Annotated in this window: 20 protein-coding genes and 1 pseudogene; 8 read left to right on the forward strand and 13 right to left on the reverse strand. The window is 66.0% G+C overall.

Annotated features, from left to right (window positions below; genetic code table 11):
- The 7 genes and pseudogenes from ACFRAH_RS17545 to ACFRAH_RS17575 all read right to left on the reverse strand — a co-directional run.
- A pseudogene (locus ACFRAH_RS17545) lies at window positions 1-575 on the reverse strand (bifunctional D-altronate/D-mannonate dehydratase); the annotation flags it as partial.
- 66 nt (window positions 576-641) lie between these two features.
- Window positions 642-1,622, reverse strand: a complete 981-nt coding sequence (locus ACFRAH_RS17550) for a sugar kinase (RefSeq protein WP_377992181.1) — start codon at window positions 1,620-1,622, stop codon at window positions 642-644.
- Complete coding sequence (locus tag ACFRAH_RS17555; RefSeq protein ID WP_377992182.1) at window positions 1,619-2,299, reverse strand: bifunctional 4-hydroxy-2-oxoglutarate aldolase/2-dehydro-3-deoxy-phosphogluconate aldolase; 681 nt, start codon at window positions 2,297-2,299, stop codon at window positions 1,619-1,621. The genes ACFRAH_RS17550 and ACFRAH_RS17555 overlap by 4 nt, the downstream gene beginning before the upstream one ends.
- Window positions 2,300-2,307: 8 nt before the next feature.
- Window positions 2,308-3,456 carry a galactonate dehydratase gene (gene dgoD / locus ACFRAH_RS17560; protein ID WP_377992183.1) on the reverse strand — a complete coding sequence of 383 codons (1,149 nt, stop codon included), beginning with the start codon at window positions 3,454-3,456 and terminating at the stop codon, window positions 2,308-2,310.
- Between the two features lie 10 nt (window positions 3,457-3,466).
- Window positions 3,467-4,357, reverse strand: a complete 891-nt coding sequence (locus ACFRAH_RS17565) for a carbohydrate ABC transporter permease (RefSeq protein ID WP_377992184.1) — start codon at window positions 4,355-4,357, stop codon at window positions 3,467-3,469.
- Window positions 4,354-5,292, reverse strand: a complete 939-nt coding sequence (locus ACFRAH_RS17570) for a carbohydrate ABC transporter permease (protein WP_377992185.1) — start codon at window positions 5,290-5,292, stop codon at window positions 4,354-4,356. The genes ACFRAH_RS17565 and ACFRAH_RS17570 overlap by 4 nt, the downstream gene beginning before the upstream one ends.
- An 85-nt stretch (window positions 5,293-5,377) precedes the next feature.
- Window positions 5,378-6,664, reverse strand: coding sequence for an ABC transporter substrate-binding protein (locus ACFRAH_RS17575; RefSeq protein WP_377992186.1), 1,287 nt, complete (start codon window positions 6,662-6,664; stop codon window positions 5,378-5,380).
- Between the two features lie 132 nt (window positions 6,665-6,796).
- Here ACFRAH_RS17575 and ACFRAH_RS17580 point away from each other — a divergent pair, with 132 nt between their 5' ends.
- Window positions 6,797-7,567 carry a FadR/GntR family transcriptional regulator gene (locus tag ACFRAH_RS17580; RefSeq protein WP_377992187.1) on the forward strand — a complete coding sequence of 257 codons (771 nt, stop codon included), beginning with the start codon at window positions 6,797-6,799 and terminating at the stop codon, window positions 7,565-7,567.
- 94 nt (window positions 7,568-7,661) lie between these two features.
- Here ACFRAH_RS17580 and ACFRAH_RS17585 read toward each other — a convergent pair whose 3' ends face one another.
- On the reverse strand, window positions 7,662-8,534 hold the full coding sequence (locus ACFRAH_RS17585) for an NAD-dependent epimerase/dehydratase family protein (protein ID WP_377992188.1): 873 nt from the start codon (window positions 8,532-8,534) through the stop codon (window positions 7,662-7,664).
- 289 nt (window positions 8,535-8,823) lie between these two features.
- Here ACFRAH_RS17585 and ACFRAH_RS17590 point away from each other — a divergent pair, with 289 nt between their 5' ends.
- On the forward strand, window positions 8,824-9,567 hold the full coding sequence (locus ACFRAH_RS17590; protein ID WP_377992189.1) for a GAF and ANTAR domain-containing protein: 744 nt from the start codon (window positions 8,824-8,826) through the stop codon (window positions 9,565-9,567).
- A 36-nt stretch (window positions 9,568-9,603) separates the two neighbouring features.
- Here ACFRAH_RS17590 and ACFRAH_RS17595 read toward each other — a convergent pair whose 3' ends face one another.
- Window positions 9,604-10,140, reverse strand: coding sequence for an Hsp20/alpha crystallin family protein (locus tag ACFRAH_RS17595; RefSeq protein WP_377992190.1), 537 nt, complete (start codon window positions 10,138-10,140; stop codon window positions 9,604-9,606).
- Window positions 10,141-10,535: 395 nt separating this feature from the next.
- Here ACFRAH_RS17595 and ACFRAH_RS17600 point away from each other — a divergent pair, with 395 nt between their 5' ends.
- The gene (locus tag ACFRAH_RS17600) at window positions 10,536-11,003 is read left to right on the forward strand and encodes a hypothetical protein (RefSeq protein WP_377992191.1); all 468 of its coding nucleotides are present in this window, start codon (window positions 10,536-10,538) and stop codon (window positions 11,001-11,003) included.
- 61 nt (window positions 11,004-11,064) lie between these two features.
- Here ACFRAH_RS17600 and ACFRAH_RS17605 read toward each other — a convergent pair whose 3' ends face one another.
- Window positions 11,065-11,679: a TetR/AcrR family transcriptional regulator gene (locus tag ACFRAH_RS17605; protein ID WP_377992192.1), complete on the reverse strand. Its 615-nt coding sequence runs from the start codon at window positions 11,677-11,679 to the stop codon at window positions 11,065-11,067.
- A 143-nt stretch (window positions 11,680-11,822) separates the two neighbouring features.
- On the opposite strand from ACFRAH_RS17605, the gene ACFRAH_RS17610 reads away from it, so the two are divergent.
- From ACFRAH_RS17610 to ACFRAH_RS17620, 3 genes are all read left to right on the forward strand, one after another.
- Window positions 11,823-12,059 (forward strand): hypothetical protein, encoded by a 237-nt coding sequence (locus tag ACFRAH_RS17610; RefSeq protein WP_377992193.1) that lies wholly within the window; start codon window positions 11,823-11,825, stop codon window positions 12,057-12,059.
- A 180-nt stretch (window positions 12,060-12,239) separates the two neighbouring features.
- Complete coding sequence (locus ACFRAH_RS17615) at window positions 12,240-12,713, forward strand: sensor histidine kinase (protein ID WP_377992194.1); 474 nt, start codon at window positions 12,240-12,242, stop codon at window positions 12,711-12,713.
- An 84-nt stretch (window positions 12,714-12,797) separates the two neighbouring features.
- A complete protein-coding gene (locus tag ACFRAH_RS17620) occupies window positions 12,798-13,463 on the forward strand; it encodes a nucleoside/nucleotide kinase family protein (RefSeq protein WP_377992195.1) in 666 nt (221 codons plus the stop codon).
- A gap of 14 nt (window positions 13,464-13,477) precedes the next feature.
- Here the strand turns inward: ACFRAH_RS17620 and ACFRAH_RS17625 are convergent, their stop codons facing one another.
- The 3 genes from ACFRAH_RS17625 to ACFRAH_RS17635 all read right to left on the reverse strand — a co-directional run bounded on the left by ACFRAH_RS17625 (window position 13,478) and on the right by ACFRAH_RS17635 (window position 15,614).
- Window positions 13,478-13,723, reverse strand: coding sequence for a hypothetical protein (locus ACFRAH_RS17625; protein WP_377992196.1), 246 nt, complete (start codon window positions 13,721-13,723; stop codon window positions 13,478-13,480).
- Window positions 13,724-13,793: 70 nt separating this feature from the next.
- Entirely contained in the window at window positions 13,794-14,525 is a 732-nt protein-coding gene (locus tag ACFRAH_RS17630) for a DUF4386 family protein (protein WP_377992197.1), read from the reverse strand.
- Between the two features lie 42 nt (window positions 14,526-14,567).
- Complete coding sequence (locus ACFRAH_RS17635; protein ID WP_377992198.1) at window positions 14,568-15,614, reverse strand: LLM class flavin-dependent oxidoreductase; 1,047 nt, start codon at window positions 15,612-15,614, stop codon at window positions 14,568-14,570.
- Window positions 15,615-15,756: 142 nt separating this feature from the next.
- On the opposite strand from ACFRAH_RS17635, the gene ACFRAH_RS17640 reads away from it, so the two are divergent.
- Both ACFRAH_RS17640 and ACFRAH_RS17645 read left to right on the forward strand, forming a co-directional pair.
- On the forward strand, window positions 15,757-16,593 hold the full coding sequence (locus ACFRAH_RS17640) for an alpha/beta fold hydrolase (protein WP_377992199.1): 837 nt from the start codon (window positions 15,757-15,759) through the stop codon (window positions 16,591-16,593).
- A 319-nt stretch (window positions 16,594-16,912) separates the two neighbouring features.
- A complete protein-coding gene (locus ACFRAH_RS17645; RefSeq protein ID WP_377992200.1) occupies window positions 16,913-17,440 on the forward strand; it encodes a hypothetical protein in 528 nt (175 codons plus the stop codon).
- The last annotated feature ends 159 nt before the right edge of the window (window positions 17,441-17,599 follow it).

Genomic DNA, 17,599 nt, shown 5'->3' on the forward strand with positions numbered 1-17,599 from the left:
GCCCGGGTGTCCCAGTCCTCCTCCACCGGGAACGCACCCCGCCCCGCCGGCTCATAGTCATACCGCTCCCCCGACGCCTGGGCCTGCGCGGCCACCCCATAGACGGCCTTGATCCCGGGAACCGCGGTCTGGATCCGGACGGACTTGTAGCCCAGTTCCAGGTGCTCGCGGACCGAATCAAACAGGGACGGGATGTCCGCACCGGACGCGTGCCCGTAGGCGCGCAGACCGTTGCGGGACGCCCCTCCCAGCAACTGGTAGACCGGCATCCCGGCCAGCTTGCCCTTGATGTCCCACAACGCCATGTCCACCGCGGCGATCGCCGCCATCGTCACCGGACCCCGCCGCCAGTACGAGGACCGGTACAGGAACTGCCACGTGTCCTCGATCCGGTGCGGATCCTTCCCGATCAGCAGCTGCGCCACGTGTTCCTTCAAATACGCAGCCACCGCGAGCTCGCGCCCGTTCAACGTCGCGTCACCGATGCCGGTCACACCATCCTCCGTGGTGATCCGCAACGTCACGAAGTTACGCGACGGGCTCGTCACGAACACCTCAGCAGCAATAATTTTCACAACAGGTCCTTTCGGAGGGGCAAGTTCTGGGTTCGGGGCCGGGTGGCCCGCTCGGATACGAACGCCTTAGCGCTGGGTGCTGCCGGCCACATGGTTGCCCAGCAGAGCGAGTTCGCCGGTCCGCGGCAGCCCTTCCCAGTCCCCCGCGGTGCTGACGGCGAACGCGCCGGCAAGCGCGCCGCGCCGGAGGCGTCCGGCCACGTCCTCGCCGTCGAGCAGCGCCGAAAGGTATCCGGCCGTGAAGGCATCCCCGGCACCGACGGTGTCGATGCTCGTCACCGGCACGGCGGGCGCCTCGTGGCGTCCGTCGGCGGTGTGTACGCCTGCGCCGGCAGCACCGCGTTTGACCACCACTTCCCGCACCCCGGCATCAAGGAGCTGCTTCGCCGCGAGGACCTCCTCAGAGGAGTTCCGCGCCGATACGGCAAAGTCCGGGTCCGGCGCCACGAGTCCGAGTTCGTCGTCGGACGCGATGAGGATGCTGGCATAGGGCACGAGCGGGGCAAGCGCCGCCCTGGCCTCCTCGCGGGACCACAGCTTGCTGCGGTAATTGACGTCCAGAGAGACCAGGGTCCCCTCGCTTTTGGCGCGGTGCGCCGCGTATTCAACGGCTTCCCGGGCCTTCGGGCTGAGGGCGGCCGTGATGCCGGTCAGGTGCAGCACCCGGGCCCCGCCTTGAAGCGCCACGTCGACGTCCTCGCAGCTGAGCGTGGATCCTGCCGAGGCGGATCGGTAGTAGTAGGCGCGGGTGACGTCGGCGGTGCGCTGTTCCAGGAACATCACGCCTGTGCTGCGGGCGGCGTCTTCCCGGTGCCGTACGTCGATGCCCTCCCCGCGCAGCTGGCGCAGGATGAACTCACCGTGCGGGTCACTGCCGACGACGCCGGCCCAGCGCACCCGCTGCCCCAGCCGGGCCGTACCCACGGCAACGTTCGACTCGGCCCCGGCCACGTGCATCGACAGGCACCCGCCCGCGGAGATGGGTCCGCCGGTGCGCAGCGAGACCATGGACTCACCGACGGTCACGAGGTCGACGGCGGGACTCACCGTGCGCCCGCCTCAGCCGTCCGCCGGCCGAAGTCTGCGGCCAGATCCACAAAGCTGCGTGCCCGCGACCGGACCGGGGCCAGGTCCCCGCCGGAGCCGGCGTCGCCGAAGAGCGGTCCGCCGAGGCCCACCGCGATGGCTCCAGCTTCCCAGTACGCTGCGGCCTGTTCGAGGCCAACACCGCCCACTGCGATGAAGGGGATGTCCGGAAACGGGTCGCGCAGCGCCTTGAGGTAAGGCGGTCCGCCGATGGAGGCCGGGAAAAGCTTGACGGCGGTGGCCCCGCGCACCATCGCCGCGTACGCCTCGCTCGGCGTCATGGCCCCGGCCAGAACGGGTATGCCCTGCCGGGCGGACTCGTCCACCGATTCGGCCAGCGCCGGGGTGACGGTGAACTGCCCGCCTGCCGCCAGGACATGGTCCACGTCCCGCGCGGTCAGGACGGTTCCCGCCCCGACGAAGCAGCCGGCCGGGGCGGCCGCCCGGACCTCGGTGATGGCCTGCAGTGCGCCGGGGGTGGTGAGGGCGATTTCGACGTAACGGAACCCCTCCTCCATGGCCGCGAGCGCTGCTTTCGCGGCAGCCCGCCCGTCCGAGCCGCGCACGATGGCCACCAGCCGGCTGTCCCTGACGCCGTCGAGCAGCAGTTCCGGATTCACGGTTCCTGTGTTCTCCATTCTGCCCGTCACCATTCCGCGAAGGAGCCGTCGGGGTGCCGCCAGACCGGCCCGCGCCAGGCGTGGCCCTGCTTGTCCGCGGCACGGACAACGGCTTCGTCGATCTCGATGCCAAGGCCCGGCCCGGTCAGCCGCTCGATGTGCCCGTCCACAAACTTCAGCGGCGTCTTGTCCACCACGTAGTCCAAGACTTCGGCGCCCTGGTTGTAGTGGATGCCGATGCTTTGTTCCTGGATGAGGAAGTTGGGGGTCGCGAATCCCACTTGCAGGCATGCGGCCAGCGCGAGCGGTCCCAGCGGGCAGTGCGGGGCAAGCTGCACCTCGTAGATCTCGGCCAGCGAGGCGATCTTGCGGGTTTCCGTGATGCCGCCGGCATGGGAGAGGTCCGGTTGCGCCACGGCGATCCCTGCCTGCAGCACGGGCAGGAACTCCTGCCTGCTGTAGAGCCGCTCGCCGGTGGACACCGGCGTCGTGGTGGAGGACGTGAATTCCCGCAGCAGATGGCTGTTCTCGGGAACCACGGGTTCCTCGAGGAAGAACGGCCGGTACGGTTCCAGCAGCGGCGCGACGCGCCGGGCGTTGGCCAGGCTGAAGCGGCCATGGAAATCCACGGCGACGTCGCGGTGGTCCCCGAGGACTTCGCGGGCGGCGGCGACGCGGCGGACCACGCCGTCGAGCTCCGCGACAGAGGCCACCGGGCTCATCCTGCCGCTGGCGTTCATCTTGACGGCGGTGAGTCCCACCTCGAGCTGGGCGCTGATCTGGTCGGCCACCTCGTTGGGTTCGTCGCCGCCCACCCAGCCGTACATCCGGATCCGGTCACGGACCGGGCCGCCCAGCAGCTGGTGCACCGGAGCGTTGAAGTGCTTGCCGGCGATGTCCCACAAGGCCTGGTCGAGGCCGGACACCGCGCTGGCCAGGATGGGGCCGCCCCGGTAGAACGAGCCCTTGGTCATGACCTGCCAATGGTCTTCGATGCGGAGGGCGTCCTGGCCGATGAGCAGTTCGGAGAGCTGCTCGACGGCGGTGCGGACGGTTTCGCTGCGGCCCTCGCAGCTGGCCTCGCCCCAGCCGACGATCCCGCTGTCCGTCTCGACGCGGACGAACAGCCAGCGGGGCGGTACGAGGAACGTTTCGATCCTGCTGATTCGTGTCATTTCCGAGCCCCTAGCCCTTCGTGGCGCCGGCGGTCAGACCGGAGACGATGTACTTCTGCGTGAACAGCGCGATGATCATGATCGGGATGGTCACCACGGTGGCGGCGGCCATCAGCCCGCCCCAGTCGATGCTGGCGTAGGAGACGAAGTCGAAGATGGCAACGGGCAGCGTCTTCGTCTTGGAGCCGGACAGGACCAGCGCGAACATGAAGTTGTTCCAGGAGAAGATGAATGCGAGGATGCCGGCGGTCGCCATGCCGGCAACGGAAAGCGGCAGCGTGATGTGGCGGAAGGCTCCGATGGGGGTGAGCCCGTCCACCTGCGCCGACTCCTCCAGTTCCAGCGGCAGCGAGTCGAAGTAGCTCATCATGATGTAGACGATCAGCGGCAGGGCCACGAACATGTGGCTGAGGATCAGCACCTCGAAACCACCCACCATCTTCAGGTTGGAGAAGACGTAGTACCACGGCACCAGCAGCGAGACGCCGGGGATCACGCGGGCCATGAGCACCACCAGCGCGGAGCGGTGCATAGTGAACCGGCTCATGGCGTAGGCGGCCGGAACGCCCAGGACCAGTGACAGCGCAGTGGAAACGAAGGCCACCCAGAAGCTGTTGAAGATGAAGACGAAGTAGTTGTTCCGCTGCAGGACGTTGGCGTAGTTCTCGCCGGTCGGCGTGAACAGGAAGGACTTCCCGGCGTCGTAGATGTCCACGTTGGTCTTGAAGGAGGCCAGCAGCATCCAGAACAGCGGCGCGATGAGGAACAGGACCACCGCCACCAGTGCGACCACCCGGAACACCTTGTACCCGCTGCTGCGCAGCGGCTTCCTGCGGCGGATCGTTCCGCGCCGCTGGGTGGCCCGTGTCTGGGATTCTGTGTTTTCGTGCAGTACGGTCATTTGCTTACCGCTTTCTTGCGCATGGTCAGCAGCCACATGGAGCCGATGATGATCATGAAGAACAGGATCAACACGGCGGAGGAGAGCCCGTACTGGTTGTAGTCGAAGCTGAGGCCGTAGGCGTAGACGTTCAGCGTCTCCACCTCGTGGAACGAGCCGCCGCCCTTGCCCTTGGTGGCGTAGAGGATGTCGAACGTCTTGAGCGCGTCGATGCCGCGCAGCAGGATGGCCACGATGACGGTGGGCATCATGAGGGGCAGGGTGACGAAGAAGAAGCGCTGGAAGGCGTTGGCGCCGTCCATGCGTGCGGCCTCGTCCGGTTCGTCGGACAGTGAAGTCAGCCCGGCCAGGAGGATGAGGACCACCATGGGGGTCCACTGCCAGATGTCCATGAAGATGGTGGTGGGCAGGGCAGAGTCCTGGCCGGAGAGCCAGGGCTGCGGCGGAATGCCAACGAGGCCCAGCAGCTGGTTGGCGAAGCCGATGTTCGGGTCGAAGATCAGGCGCCACATCATGCCAACCGCCACGGGGGTGGCCACGAGCGGCAGGAGAATGGCAACGCGGACCCACTTTTCGCCACGGAAAGGACGCCACAGGAGCAGGGCGATGCACATGCCGAGGACAATTTCGCAGGCCAGGGCAGTCAGCGTGAAGGACAGCGTGCGGCCCACGGCCGGCCAGAACCGTTCGGTGTCTGTCAGGACGGTGAGGTAGTTTTCGAGCCCCACGAAATCGGAGGCCGCGCGGACCGAGCCCTGGGAATCGGTCAGGCTCAGGTAGAAGGTCCAGGCCAGCGGAAAGACGATGAGGATGCCGACGAAGATCATGGCAGGGGCCGCAAACAGCCATTTCCGGTGGCGGTTCGCCCAGGCGGAAAAATTATCCCGGCTGCTCGCCGATTGTCCGGAAGTCCGGGCAGGGGTCAGTACAGACATGGTTCACCTAAGAAGTTGGGGGTGAAGGCTTTCGAGTGCGACGGCGGGACAACAGCCGGGCGGTTGTCCCGCCGTCGCGCTTTACTTACTTGTTTTCGTCGTCCAGGAACTTCTGGAAGGCGGTGTTGGCCTGGTCGGCAGCGGACGAGGCGTCAGCGCCCGTGATGGAGGCGACGATCGGTTCGCCGACAATTTCGCGGGCCTTGCCGACGGTGATGACCTGCGGGCGGTCGTGGCCCACGCCGTTTTCAGCGCTGACTGCGATGGCGGAAGCCAGGTCCTTCGGGTAGGTGGAGGTGCCGGCCGGGTCGGACCAGACGGAGGCACGCGGGCCGGGAACGCCTGCCTTCTGCGCTTCGAGGGTGCGCTCCTTGCTGGTGGCCCACTTGATGAACTTCCAGGCGTTGTCCTGGTTGCCGGAGGCCTTGTTGATCGCCAGGCCCCAGGACGGGATGTTGTACGGCTTGGAACCTGCCGGTCCGGCCGGAAGCGGTGCAAAGCCCACCGTGTCGGCCACCTTGGACTTGGCGGGATCGGTGGCGTTCTTGTAGAGGGAATCCGCCTCGGTGTAGAAAGCGGCCTTGCCCTGGGTGAAGATGGCCATGGCTTCCGGCCAGCTCATGTCGGTGCTGACGTTCTTGGGGCCGTAGTTCTTGATGAGGCCGCCGTAGAAGGCGTAGGCCTTTTTGGCTTCCTCGGTGCCGACGGCGGACTTGCCGCCGTCGTCGGTGAAGTCGCCGCCGAAGCTGTACAGGAAGCTGGAGAACTGGGTGACCGCGGCGGACTTGCCGGTGCGGGCAACGAAACCGGCGGTGTCCGCGGAGGCGATCTTCTTGGCTGCAGCCTCGAGCTCCTCCATGGTCTTGGGGACCTCAAGTCCGGCTGCCTTCAGCAGGTCCTTGCGGTAGTAGAGCACCTCGCGCTCGGTGATGATCGGAACGCCCATGACCTTGTCTTCGAAGGTGGAGGCCTTCACGGGGCCGTCCTGGTAGTCCTTCCAGTTCCAGTCCGCGTCTTCGGCAACCTTGCTGGTCAGGTCCGCCAGGTAGCCGTTCTTCGCGAACGCCTTCCCCTCCTGGAGCGGCCGGTACATCATGACGTCGATTTCGTCGCTGCCGGCGTTGAGCTTGACGTTGTACTGGTCGGACAGTTGGTCTTCGCCAAGCTGGGTGAGTTCCACCTTCAGGCCGGTGGACTTTTCGAATTCCGGGATCGCAGCCTTGATGCCCTCGGTCCAGACATGGTTGGCGAGGGTGACCCGGACGGTGTCCGATCCCTTCGACTCGCTGCTTCCGCCTCCGCCGCAGGCGGTCAGCCCCATGGAGAGGGCAGCGGCGACGGCCGCGTACTTCATTACTGAACGTCGCTTCATTACGACTCCTTGACTCAGGGCCGGAGATCGTCCGGCCGCCCGCAAACGCATCCTTGCATTCGCTCCGCCAGCGATCCTTACAAATAAGACAGACTTAAACAAGACCTAGCTATCAAGCCGTATGATTTATTTATGAAAACTCCAACGGCGGAGAACACGAGGCCCACACCCCCGTCCTTCCTGGAACGGCTGGGCCTCGCAATCGCGGATGGGACGCTGGCACCGCACTCGGTCCTCCGGATCGATGAGCTGGAAGTCGAGCACAAGGTTTCGCGGTCGGTGGTCCGGGAAGCCACCAAGGTGCTCAGTTCCATGGGCATGCTCGAATCGCGCCGGCGCCTGGGAACGGTGGTCCAGGCCGAGGACCATTGGAACCTCTACGATCCGCAGGTCATCCGGTGGCGGCTGGCATCCTCCGCACGGCTGGATCAGCTCCGGGCACTGAACGAGCTGCGCGGAGCCGTAGAGCCGCAGGCAGCCAGGCTCGCCGCGGGCCGGATCTCGCTGGAGGCAGGGAGCGACCTGGTGTCACAGGCGGCGCGGCTGTGGGCCGCCGGCCAGGGCGGTGACCAGGAACAGTTCCTCAGGCTGGACATAGAATTTCACGCCGCTGTGCTCAAGGCGTCCGGCAACGCGATGTTCTCCCAGCTGCACAACCTGGTCAGGGAAGTCCTTACGGGCCGCACCGAACACGGGCTGATGCCGCATCTGCCGCACCACGAAGCCCTGCAGCTGCACGTCGACGTAGCCAGCGCCATCCAGCGCGGCGAAGCCGAGGCTGCCCACGCGGCAATGAGCAGGATCGTCGAGCAGTCCACCGAGGAGATGGGCGACATCTGGTCGCTGCACCAACAGGGCACCGCGTCCCCGGCGCGAACGGACACAGCGCGAACGGACACTTAACGCCCCGGCAAGGCGCGAGCGTACAGTTGTGGCCCCCGGGAAGCGCTTCCCAGGGGCCACAACTGTACGTTCGCGCTCAGCCAGCGGCGGGTGTTCAATCCTCGGTGGGCGTGGTCCGGTTGGAGTGGTAGGTCCGCCAGCTGTGCTCGGGCGCGTAACCGAGGAGCCGCCTGGCCTTGTCGATGGACAGCAGGGTCTCGTGCTCGCCCAGTTCCTTCGTCACCTTCACCCCGGGGAACACCTCCGCCGCCAGGCTGGCACTGGAGCGGCTCATGACAGAGTCCTCGTTGGCGATGATGAACGCCTCAAACCCCGGCGTGCGGTAGTCGAGGGCGCGGGCCACCGCCTGCGCGCCGTCCCGGGCATCGATATAGCCCCAGAGGTTCCACTTGCGCAGGGCGGCATCCGCATCAAAGGACGGGAACTCCTCGTAATCCTCCGGATCCATGACGTTGGAGAACCGGAGGCCCGTGATGCTCAGCTCCGGGTCCCAGCGCGTCATCTGGATGGCCATCTGCTCCTCCAGATGCTTGACCAGAGAATACGTGCTCTCCGGGCGCGCCGGATATTCCTCGTCCACCGGGATGTAGGGAGGGTCGACGTCGAACGGCAGTCCCAGCACCGTCTCACTGGAGGCGTACACAATTTTCTTGATGCCGGCCCTGCGGGCCGCCTGGAACACGTTGTACGTGGACAGCATGTTGTTTTCGAACGTGGCGGCGTCCGGCACCAGGCCGGGAGCCGGGATGGCGCCCAGGTGGACGATCGCGTCGAATCCCCGGTGCCGGTCGTCCAGGCCGAGGATGACGTCCACGACCTCCCCGTAGTTGCGCAGATCCACGGCGGCATAGTGCGGGCCTCGGCTGCCGGTCCGGTCCAGGTTGAGGACCGAATGCCCGTCCGCCGCCAGCCTGCGGACCACGTTCTTTCCGAGCTTTCCGCTGCCTCCCGTTACGGCAATTCTCATTGCTGCCTTCCTCCCGTTGGTTGGCCGGCCCTGGCCCGGGCGGCCGTGCTCCATTGGTCCGGGCTGCTTCCGCGGCCCGTAACCTTCCCTCAGCCTAGGGCCAGCGGCCGCAACGGCGGTCATACTGCGTGCACGAACTGGTGTATATTTTCTCGGTACGGTTTAGCAGAAGGCCGTTGGATTGTTGTTCGATCCGGCACCTTGCTTGCTGCTTTGCGCCCCGGCCACGGGGTACCTGCACCGCGCGCGCCGGTTCGTCTTGACCCTAGCGAAACGGTACCGAAAGATCGTGGCCAGCGAGTCGACCGCAAAACCTGAAACCTCAATCACGGAGCACCTGAACGAGCTTGTGCTCAACAGCTCCGACGTGGGCGAATTCCTCCACGAACTTGCCCGGATCTCTGCACGCAGCCTCTCCGAGCCCGGGGACGAGGTTCTTTGCGGCGTGACCCTGCTGCGGCACCGCAAGGCAGCAACCGTGGCCAGCAGCAGCCCCGAGGCCCAGGCCATGGACGAGATTCAGTACGATTTCGGCGACGGGCCCTGCATGACGGCGTCCCGCGATCAGGTCACCATCCACATCACGGACCTCAAAAACCACGACCGCTGGGGCAGCTACGCCGAGAAGGTCCTGGGGCAAGGCGTCCGTTCCATCCTTGCCGTTCCGTTCGTCCTCGAGGGCGAGACGCGGGCTGCGCTGAACCTCTATTCCCACCGGCCGGGCCGTTTTGAAGGCCGGGTTTTGGAGCTTGCCCAGGACTTCGTCAGCCAGACCTCAATGGCCCTGCGGCTGGCCGTGCGCTTCGCCCATTACAGCGACGCGGCGGCCAACCTCAAGGCCACGCTGGAAACCCGGACGGTGATCGACGTCGCCGTCGGCGTGATCATGGCGCAGAACAGGTGCAGCCAGGTGGAAGCCTTCGAGCTGCTCAAGGCAGCATCGAGTACCCGCAACATCAAACTGCACAGCGTTGCGACATCTATCGTCGACTCCCTTGGCCAGGGCCCGGCGAAGACCCACTACGAGGGCTGAGCTGCTGCGCTGGCGCCAGTCACGGGCCACCGAAAGCTAGGGGCCACCGAAACTCTGGTCTTCGGGATCCTGCCCCATGGTCCGTGCCTGTCCCTCCGCCCCGGCACCGGCAGTTCCCGCAGTACCCGTTCCGGCACCGGCACTTCCGGCGCCAGCAGTTCCCGCACCGCGGGAGACCCGGACTTTCCGGCCTCCGGCAGCGGACTCCTCGGGCAGCGGAACGCGCACCTCGAGAACGCCGTCGGTGTACGACGCTTGGATGTCGTCCTGGTTCACTGCCGCGGGAAGGCTCACTGTGCGTGAAAAGGCGCCGTAACGGAACTCAGAACGGTACCCCTCCTTGTCCTTGTGCTCGGATTTTTCCTCACGGCGCACGGTTATCTGCAGCTGGCTGCCCGCCAGGGTGATGTCGACGTCGTTGTCTGGATCGATACCGGGCGCTTCGGCCTTCACCACCAGGGCGTCCGCCTCGCGGTACTCCTCCACCCGGAGCCAGGCGTCCAGGTCCCCCTCCAGGAAACGGCGGAAGGGTTCGGGGATATCCACGCCGGCCCGCCTGAAAATGTTGGTCATCGCTGTTACCTCCTGTCAGCTTCCGGCCCCAATGCAGGATGCGGAGGACCGGAACGGGTCCCAACACCAACAAAGCTACGCTCCTGCGGAACACTTGTTAAGGCAGCGCTCAGGGCACCCACAAGTGGCGGAACCTTCCGCGCCAAGGCAGCCCGGACCCCACGAATCCTGAGAGTTTCCCTATGAAAAGCCGGGATGTTTCGGAGAAGCTCCGGTTGAAGAAGGCCTATTCGCCCGCACGGGTCCCCCATTTTCCCTCCTGAGCGTCCCTTCGAGGGGTCTGCGCGCCGAGCTTTTTACAGGAGACCTGCCGCACATTGGCATTATGCAAGGAAGCATGCCTTCAGCCAGAGCCGTTTTCCCGGTGGAAAACGCGAAACTTCACGGAGGTCCCGATGGACGCTGATGTCCCCACGCCTGCTGAGCCCGATTGGCTGAAGAGCGCGGCCGGTCCGGGGCAATGCACCCAGGATGAAGCGGATGCGCTGGAGGTCTTCTGCAGCGACTCGCTGAGGTCAATCGACAGGACCGTGATGCGCGCCCAGGTCATCGAACTCATCCTTGACATCCTGGCCACCACGGATGTCCGGTCAGAGGCCCGGCACCGGCTGCTGCAGCACCTGGCCTCACATCCGGGATCCCCCGAGCAGGCGCTGCTGTGCCACTTGAGCGAGAACGCCTGCCTCCCGCCGGCAACGGACGCCGGCAACGTGCCGACGGACGGCTACCTCCCGGCCGGCGGAGACTATTTCGCGGCCGGGACCGGGGGCGGCCGCTCATCCGAAAGCGGCAGGAACTCCAGCAACGGATCGAAGTCGAAATGGGTGCCGGCTCCGCTGCGGAACCTGCTGCGGCACAACTAAAAGTCCGACGAATGAAAGGACAATTACTGGAAAGGCCGACGGCGGCCAGGCACCAGGGCTGTCAGCTGCGGTGGTGCTCGATCAGCCAGCCGGCCATCTGCTGCGCGCGCTTGGAAGCGAGGAAGTCGCCTTCGGTCGCGGAAATGATGGAACCCTTCATCAGGATGTGCCAGGAGCGGGCGAATTCGTCAGGGCGTTCCAGCCCCGCCTCCACGGCCAGCGCCTGGATGTGCCCGCGGATCCTGGCAAGGTAGCCGATGCTCGCCTCGCCAAGCGGATGTTCGGGGCCCATCTCCAACAAAACGTTGATGAAGGTGCATGCCTCAAAATCGTCGCGCTGGAACCAGTCACCGAAGACGTCGAAGATGGCCAGCAGGCGCCCCTCGGGAGTGGATCCCCTGCGCCTCGCCTCGGAGACAATCAGGTCCACGGTCCACACCTGGTCGCGGAGTGCGAGGAATGCCAGTACCAGCGCGTCCTTGGACGGGAAGTGGCGGTAGAACGTGGACTTGGCCACTCCGGACCGTTCAATCAGCTCATTAATTCCGACGTCGCGGACGCCCCGGTGGGAAAAAAGCTCGTAGGCAGTAGCAAGGATCCGGTCCACTGGTTCACTATGGCCGGTCCGCACCTCTTCAGGCAGCAAGGCGTCCCCGGTTGCATCAGGAGCACTCATCAGAAATTCAGTGTACCTTGGCACTGGTAGAGACAGACCTGTCTGTCTTATTGTTTTAGGAACATGACACTTCGTTTTAGGGTGCAGTTGCAGCCCCTGAAGCGTCAGCGTCACTGCAATGGAGCAGAAACAGGAGGATACCGATGGAAGAAGACATCCGCGCGGTGGAAGAGGCCGTGGCGACGCTGGAATCCGCAGCAGTGGAGCACGACCCCGCCGCAGAATCCCTGCAGCACGCAGTCGCGGCGGCCGTAACCCACGGCAAACCAATCCGTGAAGTAGCGGCGGCCGCTCACATGACTGCCCTTGAGGTGCTCGACGCCGCCGACGCCGCCACGTATCCGCAGCGGGCACTGCAGCCCTGGTTGCTCGCTCCGTAGCCAGTCCCTTAGCTGCGGAGAGCTCGTTACTGCTGAACGCCTCGCGGAAACTTGAGGGGATCCGGGGACAAACCTGCGGCAAGCCTGATGCGGGCGCGCCACCCTTAATGCATCAGCCCTTGGAGGAGCGATCCTTCCGGGGAAAAGCATGCAAAAGGACCGCAAGGAGCCGGGGGCGTCATGAACCAGTCAGCAACTCTTGAGGAAGTCATCGAAGTCGGCGGCGTCATCACCGACCGTCAGCCGGTGGACTTTCACCGGCTGGGGCTCGCCGGCTGCATCGACAGGCTCACAGTCCCCTTGCGCCGCCAGGGTACCTACGTCCGGTGGGAGACGCCCCACCATGGGGTGGAGATCTCGTCCGACTGCGCCGCCCTGCTCTACCAGTCCGCGCAGGAAGCCCTGAGCAACACGTTCAAGCATGCGCATGCGACAGATGTCACGGTCCGGCTCGCCTCAGTCTTCCACGGTATCCGCCTCATGGTCGCCGACAACGGCACCGGCTTCGAATCGGTGCGGCCGGCGGCGGAAGGAGTCAACGGCCACGGGCTTAGGACCATTTCACAGGCGGTCGAGGAGGCAGGCGGGACCGTGGACATCACCTCGGCTCCGGGCACCGGTACGGCCATCACGATCACCATTCCGCTGGACTGAACCCGCCCGGGCGAGCCCACTCGACCCACCCCGCGGGCATCGCAGCACGCTCCGGCGCCCCGGCCCTCGCCTAGGATGCTGTGCATGACCCTTCCGAACGTTGAGCCCCCCACCCTCCTGGCCTTCGAATCCGTGGAAATTCAGCAGGCCGTCGCCCACCTTCGCAGCCGGCTGGCCTCGGGCCGACGGGTTCTGCTCGGGTTGGCCGGCTCCCCCGGGTCCGGCAAGTCCACGTTCTCGGCCTGCCTCGCCGACGCCCTCGGCCCCGATTCCGCCCTCGTGGTGCCCATGGACGGTTTCCACCTCGGCAACGCCATCATTGACGGCACCCCGCTGCGGCAGCGCAAGGGCGCACCGGACACGTTCGACGTCGGCGGCTACTTTTCGCTTCTGCAGCGGCTTGCGCGGCGGGACGAGGATGTGGTGTACGCCCCGGACTTCCGGCGAACGATCGATGAGCCGGTGGCCGCGTCGCTTGCCATTCCGGCTGCCGTCCCCGTCATCATCACCGAGGGCAACTACCTGCTCAACGACGATCCCCGCTGGCAGCGGGTGCGGGCGCAACTGGACGAGGTGTGGTTCCTGGACACACCGCACGACCTGCGGCTTGCGCGCCTGGTTGAACGGCACATGTTTTACGGCATGGACCGGGCGGCGGCCGAGGCCTGGGCCAACGGGCCGGACGCGGCCAATGCCCTCCTGATCGAAGCCACGCGGTCCCGCGCCAGCAGGGTTATCCCCTGGAGGTAGTGCTTGGGCTGCAGCTACCTGTCCCCGGCGTCCCACATGCCGGATTCCTCGGCAGCCTCTTCCGGTTTGTGTTCGCTCTCCGGCGCGCCGCTGCCCACGTAGCTGGCGGGCACTGTGCCGCCGGGCTGCGTCATCTGTTCCTCGCGGATATTGTGCGCCGTGCCGGCCTCGGGCCGGGGCTGCTCCTGGTCGACGGCGTCCGGGTCGCCGGGCCCCCGCAGGTCGCTGGGCTGGTCCGCGTTGCGCTTACTGTCGGTCATGCCACTGCCTTTCACTGGGAAATGCCGGTCACGTCCCAGTCTAGGCACAGGGACAAGCTGGCTGGACGGACTAGGACCGCCGCAGCGAGCTTGCCAGCAGCCAGACAGTCCAGACCAGGATGAGCACGATGCCGGCGAGCGTGGGCACCGCGTTACTGCCGGCGAAGCCCTCGGCTCCAATGATCCAACCCTGGGCCAGGTACGCGGCCCCGGACAGTCCCATGAGGTAGCCCACCGGCTGCGGAAACCGGCGGCTGCCCGCCACCGCAACGCCAAGGAGGATGAGGGCCGCACCCAGCGCGAAGCTTTGGTAGCTGCGCATCCCCCACTCCAGCCAGCGCATGTCCTCCGCGGCGGCAAACCGAACGGATTTCTCGGCCCCCTCGGCGGCAGCCCAGGCATCCACGGAATGCTTCAGGGCCACGCCGTCCACCGCCTGGAGTGCGCCGTAGAGTGCCAGCGCGGCGGCGGCTGCCCAGCTTCCAAGCCGCGCCGCCCAGGCAGGGCGTCCTGGCTCGGCACCGGCCACGGAACCCAGTACCAGCAGGCCTGCGATGAGGGCTGCCATGCCCACGAACTGCCCGAGGTGCACACCGATCCACAGGTCGCTGCGGGCGTATTCAGCGAACGCCGCCGAGTGGTCGTTCGCATTCGCCCCTTCAGGATGCAATGCCCCGGCGGCGAAGGACACCACCACGCCGGACACCATCAGGACAGCAGCCAGCCGCCGGGCGCCCGGGCCGCCGTCGCGATCCGGGCCGCCGTCGGAATTCCGGCCTGCAGGAACGTGGTTCGTGTCCATGGAAACCGCCGCCTTCGGAGGGAGCCGCTCAATGCCAGTAGGTTACGCCCGCTCCCGCACATCCTGCGGCGACCATCCCAGGGCGGGGGCCACATGGCGGGCGATGGTCCCCAGCAGCTTGGCGTTGTACTCGACGCCGAGCTGGTTGGGGACGGTCAGCAGGAGCGTGTCCGCGGCCTGCACGGCAGCGTCGGCAGCGAGTTCCCCGGCGATGGCGTCCGGCTCGCCGATGTAGCTCTTGCCGAAGCGGGCCAGGGTGCCGTCGAGGGCGCCCACCTGGTCCCGGCCCTCGCGGAGTGCGCTCAGTCCGAAGTACTGCCGGTCCTCGTCATCGGCCAGCGGCAGGACGCTGCGGCTGACGGAAACCCGGGGCTCACGGCCGTGCCCTGCCGCCGCCCATGCCTCACGGAACATGGCGATCTGCTCCGCCTGGAGTTCGTGGAACGGCACCCCGGTATCCTCGGTCAGCAGGGTTGAGCTCATGAGGTTCATTCCCTGCTCGGCCGCCCAGACCGCCGTCTTCCGGGTTCCGGCACCCCACCAGATCCTCGCGGGCAGCCCCTCGGACCGGGGCTGGACGGGCAGCATCCCGGTGCCTCCGCCGGCGTAACGCGGGTCGGCCTCCGCCACGCCGGCGCCGGCAATGGCCCGCCGGAACTCCCCGGCGTGCCGGCGCGCCATGTCGGCATCCGTCTCGCCCTCCCGCGGCACATAGCCGAAGGCCCCGGCGCCGTTGCGTGCGGGCTCGGGTGAACCGCGGCTGATGCCGAGCTGGAGCCGGCCGCCGCTGATGAGGTCCGTGGCCGCTGCTTCCTCGGCCATGTACAGCGGATTCTCGTAGCGCATGTCGATGACCCCGGTGCCGAGTTCAATCCGGCTGGTGCGCGCTGCGGCGGCCGCCAGCAGCGGGAACGGCGCGGCCTGCTGGCGCGCGAAGTGGTGCACGCGGAAGAACGCGCCGTCGATCCCCAGCTCCTCCGCGGCCACGGCCAGTTCTATCCCCTGCAGCAGCGCATCACGGGCCGTGCGGGTGCGGGAACCCTGCACCGGGCCCCAGTGGCCGAAGGAGAGGAAGCCAATTCGTTTCATGCCCTGCACAACATCCCCGCCGCCGCTGCCATTCCTGCAGGCTTCGCACCGTGACGGGCAGCGCGCACGGGCCTGCGATCCCGATAGGTTGGTAACACCGCTTGAGGACGTCCGTTCTCACGAGACCGAAGGGAATGCTGACATGGCTTTCATCACCGTTGGACAGGAAAACAGCACCGACATCGAGCTCTACTACGAAGACCACGGAACCGGACAGGCTGTTGTCCTCATCCACGGCTATCCCTTGGACGGATCTTCCTGGGAGAAGCAGACCGCCGCCCTGCTGGACGCCGGCTACCGCGTCATCACGTACGACCGCCGCGGCTTCGGCAAGTCCAGCAAGCCCACCACCGGTTACGACTACGACACCTTCGCGGGTGACCTCAACACCGTCCTGACCACCCTGGACCTCGACGACGCGGTGCTGGTGGGCTTCTCGATGGGAACCGGCGAGGTGGCCCGGTACCTCTCCACGTTCGGATCAGCCCGCGTGGCCAAGGCCGCGTTCCTCGGCTCCCTGGAACCTTATCTTTTGCAGACGGACGACAACCCGACGGGCGTCCCGCAGTCCGTGTTCGACGGCCTTGCCGAGGCCGTCAAGGCCGACCGTTACGCCTTCTTCACGGAGTTCTTCAAGAACTTCTACAACAGCGACACCTTCCTGGGCACGGCGCGGCTCAGCGAGGAGTCCGTCCGGGCCAGCTGGAACCTCGCTGCCAGCTCCGGCGCCTTTGCTTCCGTGGCCGCCCAGCCCACCTGGATCACCGACTTCCGCGCCGACATCCCGAAGATCGATGTCCCGGCACTGATCGTGCACGGCACCGCGGACAACATCCTGCCGATTGACGCCACGGGCCGGGAGTTCAGCAAGGCCCTGCCGGAGGCTGACTACGTGGAGATCGACGGCGCCCCGCACGGCCTGCTCTGGACCCACGGGGCAGAGGTCAACGAGGCCCTGCTCGCCTTCCTGCGCAAGTAGGCCAGGGCAAGTAGCCCGCCGCAAACGGGAGGACGGCCGACGACGGGACCGCCCGGCGTCGGCCGTCCTCCCGGCGCTTTGCCCACACCCGTGAAACAACTGCCAGTGGTTGACAGTTCCGGTAAATAAGGGTTGACACCCAGTTCTGGGGGTAAAATTTGAACACCGAACCCCGGCAATTGCCTTGAAAGCGGGTCCGGCTTCAAGCCCACCCGGCCGGTCCGGGTGGACGATCATAAAGCGGACAGAAGTGGTTGATAGGTCTCCACGCGTCTCGTGATCGGCCAGTGATGCCCGAACACACCTCGCGGGAGAAACAATGAGCATTACACCGCCAACACCGGCCCGCCGCTCGGCCAGGGTCGCGTTGGTTTCCACTGTTTCGTTGGGCCTGCTTGCCGGCCCCATCGCCATGGCCACTCCGGCCGCGGCAGACTCGAAGAGTGCCGACTGTATCGTCAAGGCGCTGAAGCCCAAGGTCCACGACAGGGACAACGGCGGCTACAAGAAAGGCGAACGCAAGTACGTCAAGGTCGAATTTGAGTTCAAGATCCGCTGCGACAAGGATGCCAAGGTCCACTTCGAACAAAAGATGTTCCAGAAGGACGGCAACTGGAAGGTCGACCAGATCGACAAGGACAAGGGCAACGTGTGGGTACATAGGCACGAGTCCGTTGTCAACGTGGTGAAGGTCTACGACAGGGACCGGCACGACAAGTTCGAGAAGGTCTTCCACACCGTCAAGATCCGGGTGGAAAAGAAGGATCGGTACGGCAATTGGGCGAAGTGGTCCGACTTTGACAAGAGCCCGGTTGCAAAGATCTACGTCCCGAACGGCCGCTACTAGCAGTCCGCTGCTCTCCTGATTATCCGACGCTCTAACTAAGACAGAAGGCCGACGGCGGCACTTGTTGTGAGCCCGCGGGCTGTGTTTTTGCGAAAAAAAAAATAACCGGGTGTAAAAAGTACACCGGGTTGATGTACACGAGGCGGGGGAAATCCGGGT

Source organism: Arthrobacter sp. NPDC056727 (genome assembly GCF_042790555.1).
Lineage (GTDB): Bacteria > Actinomycetota > Actinomycetes > Actinomycetales > Micrococcaceae > Arthrobacter.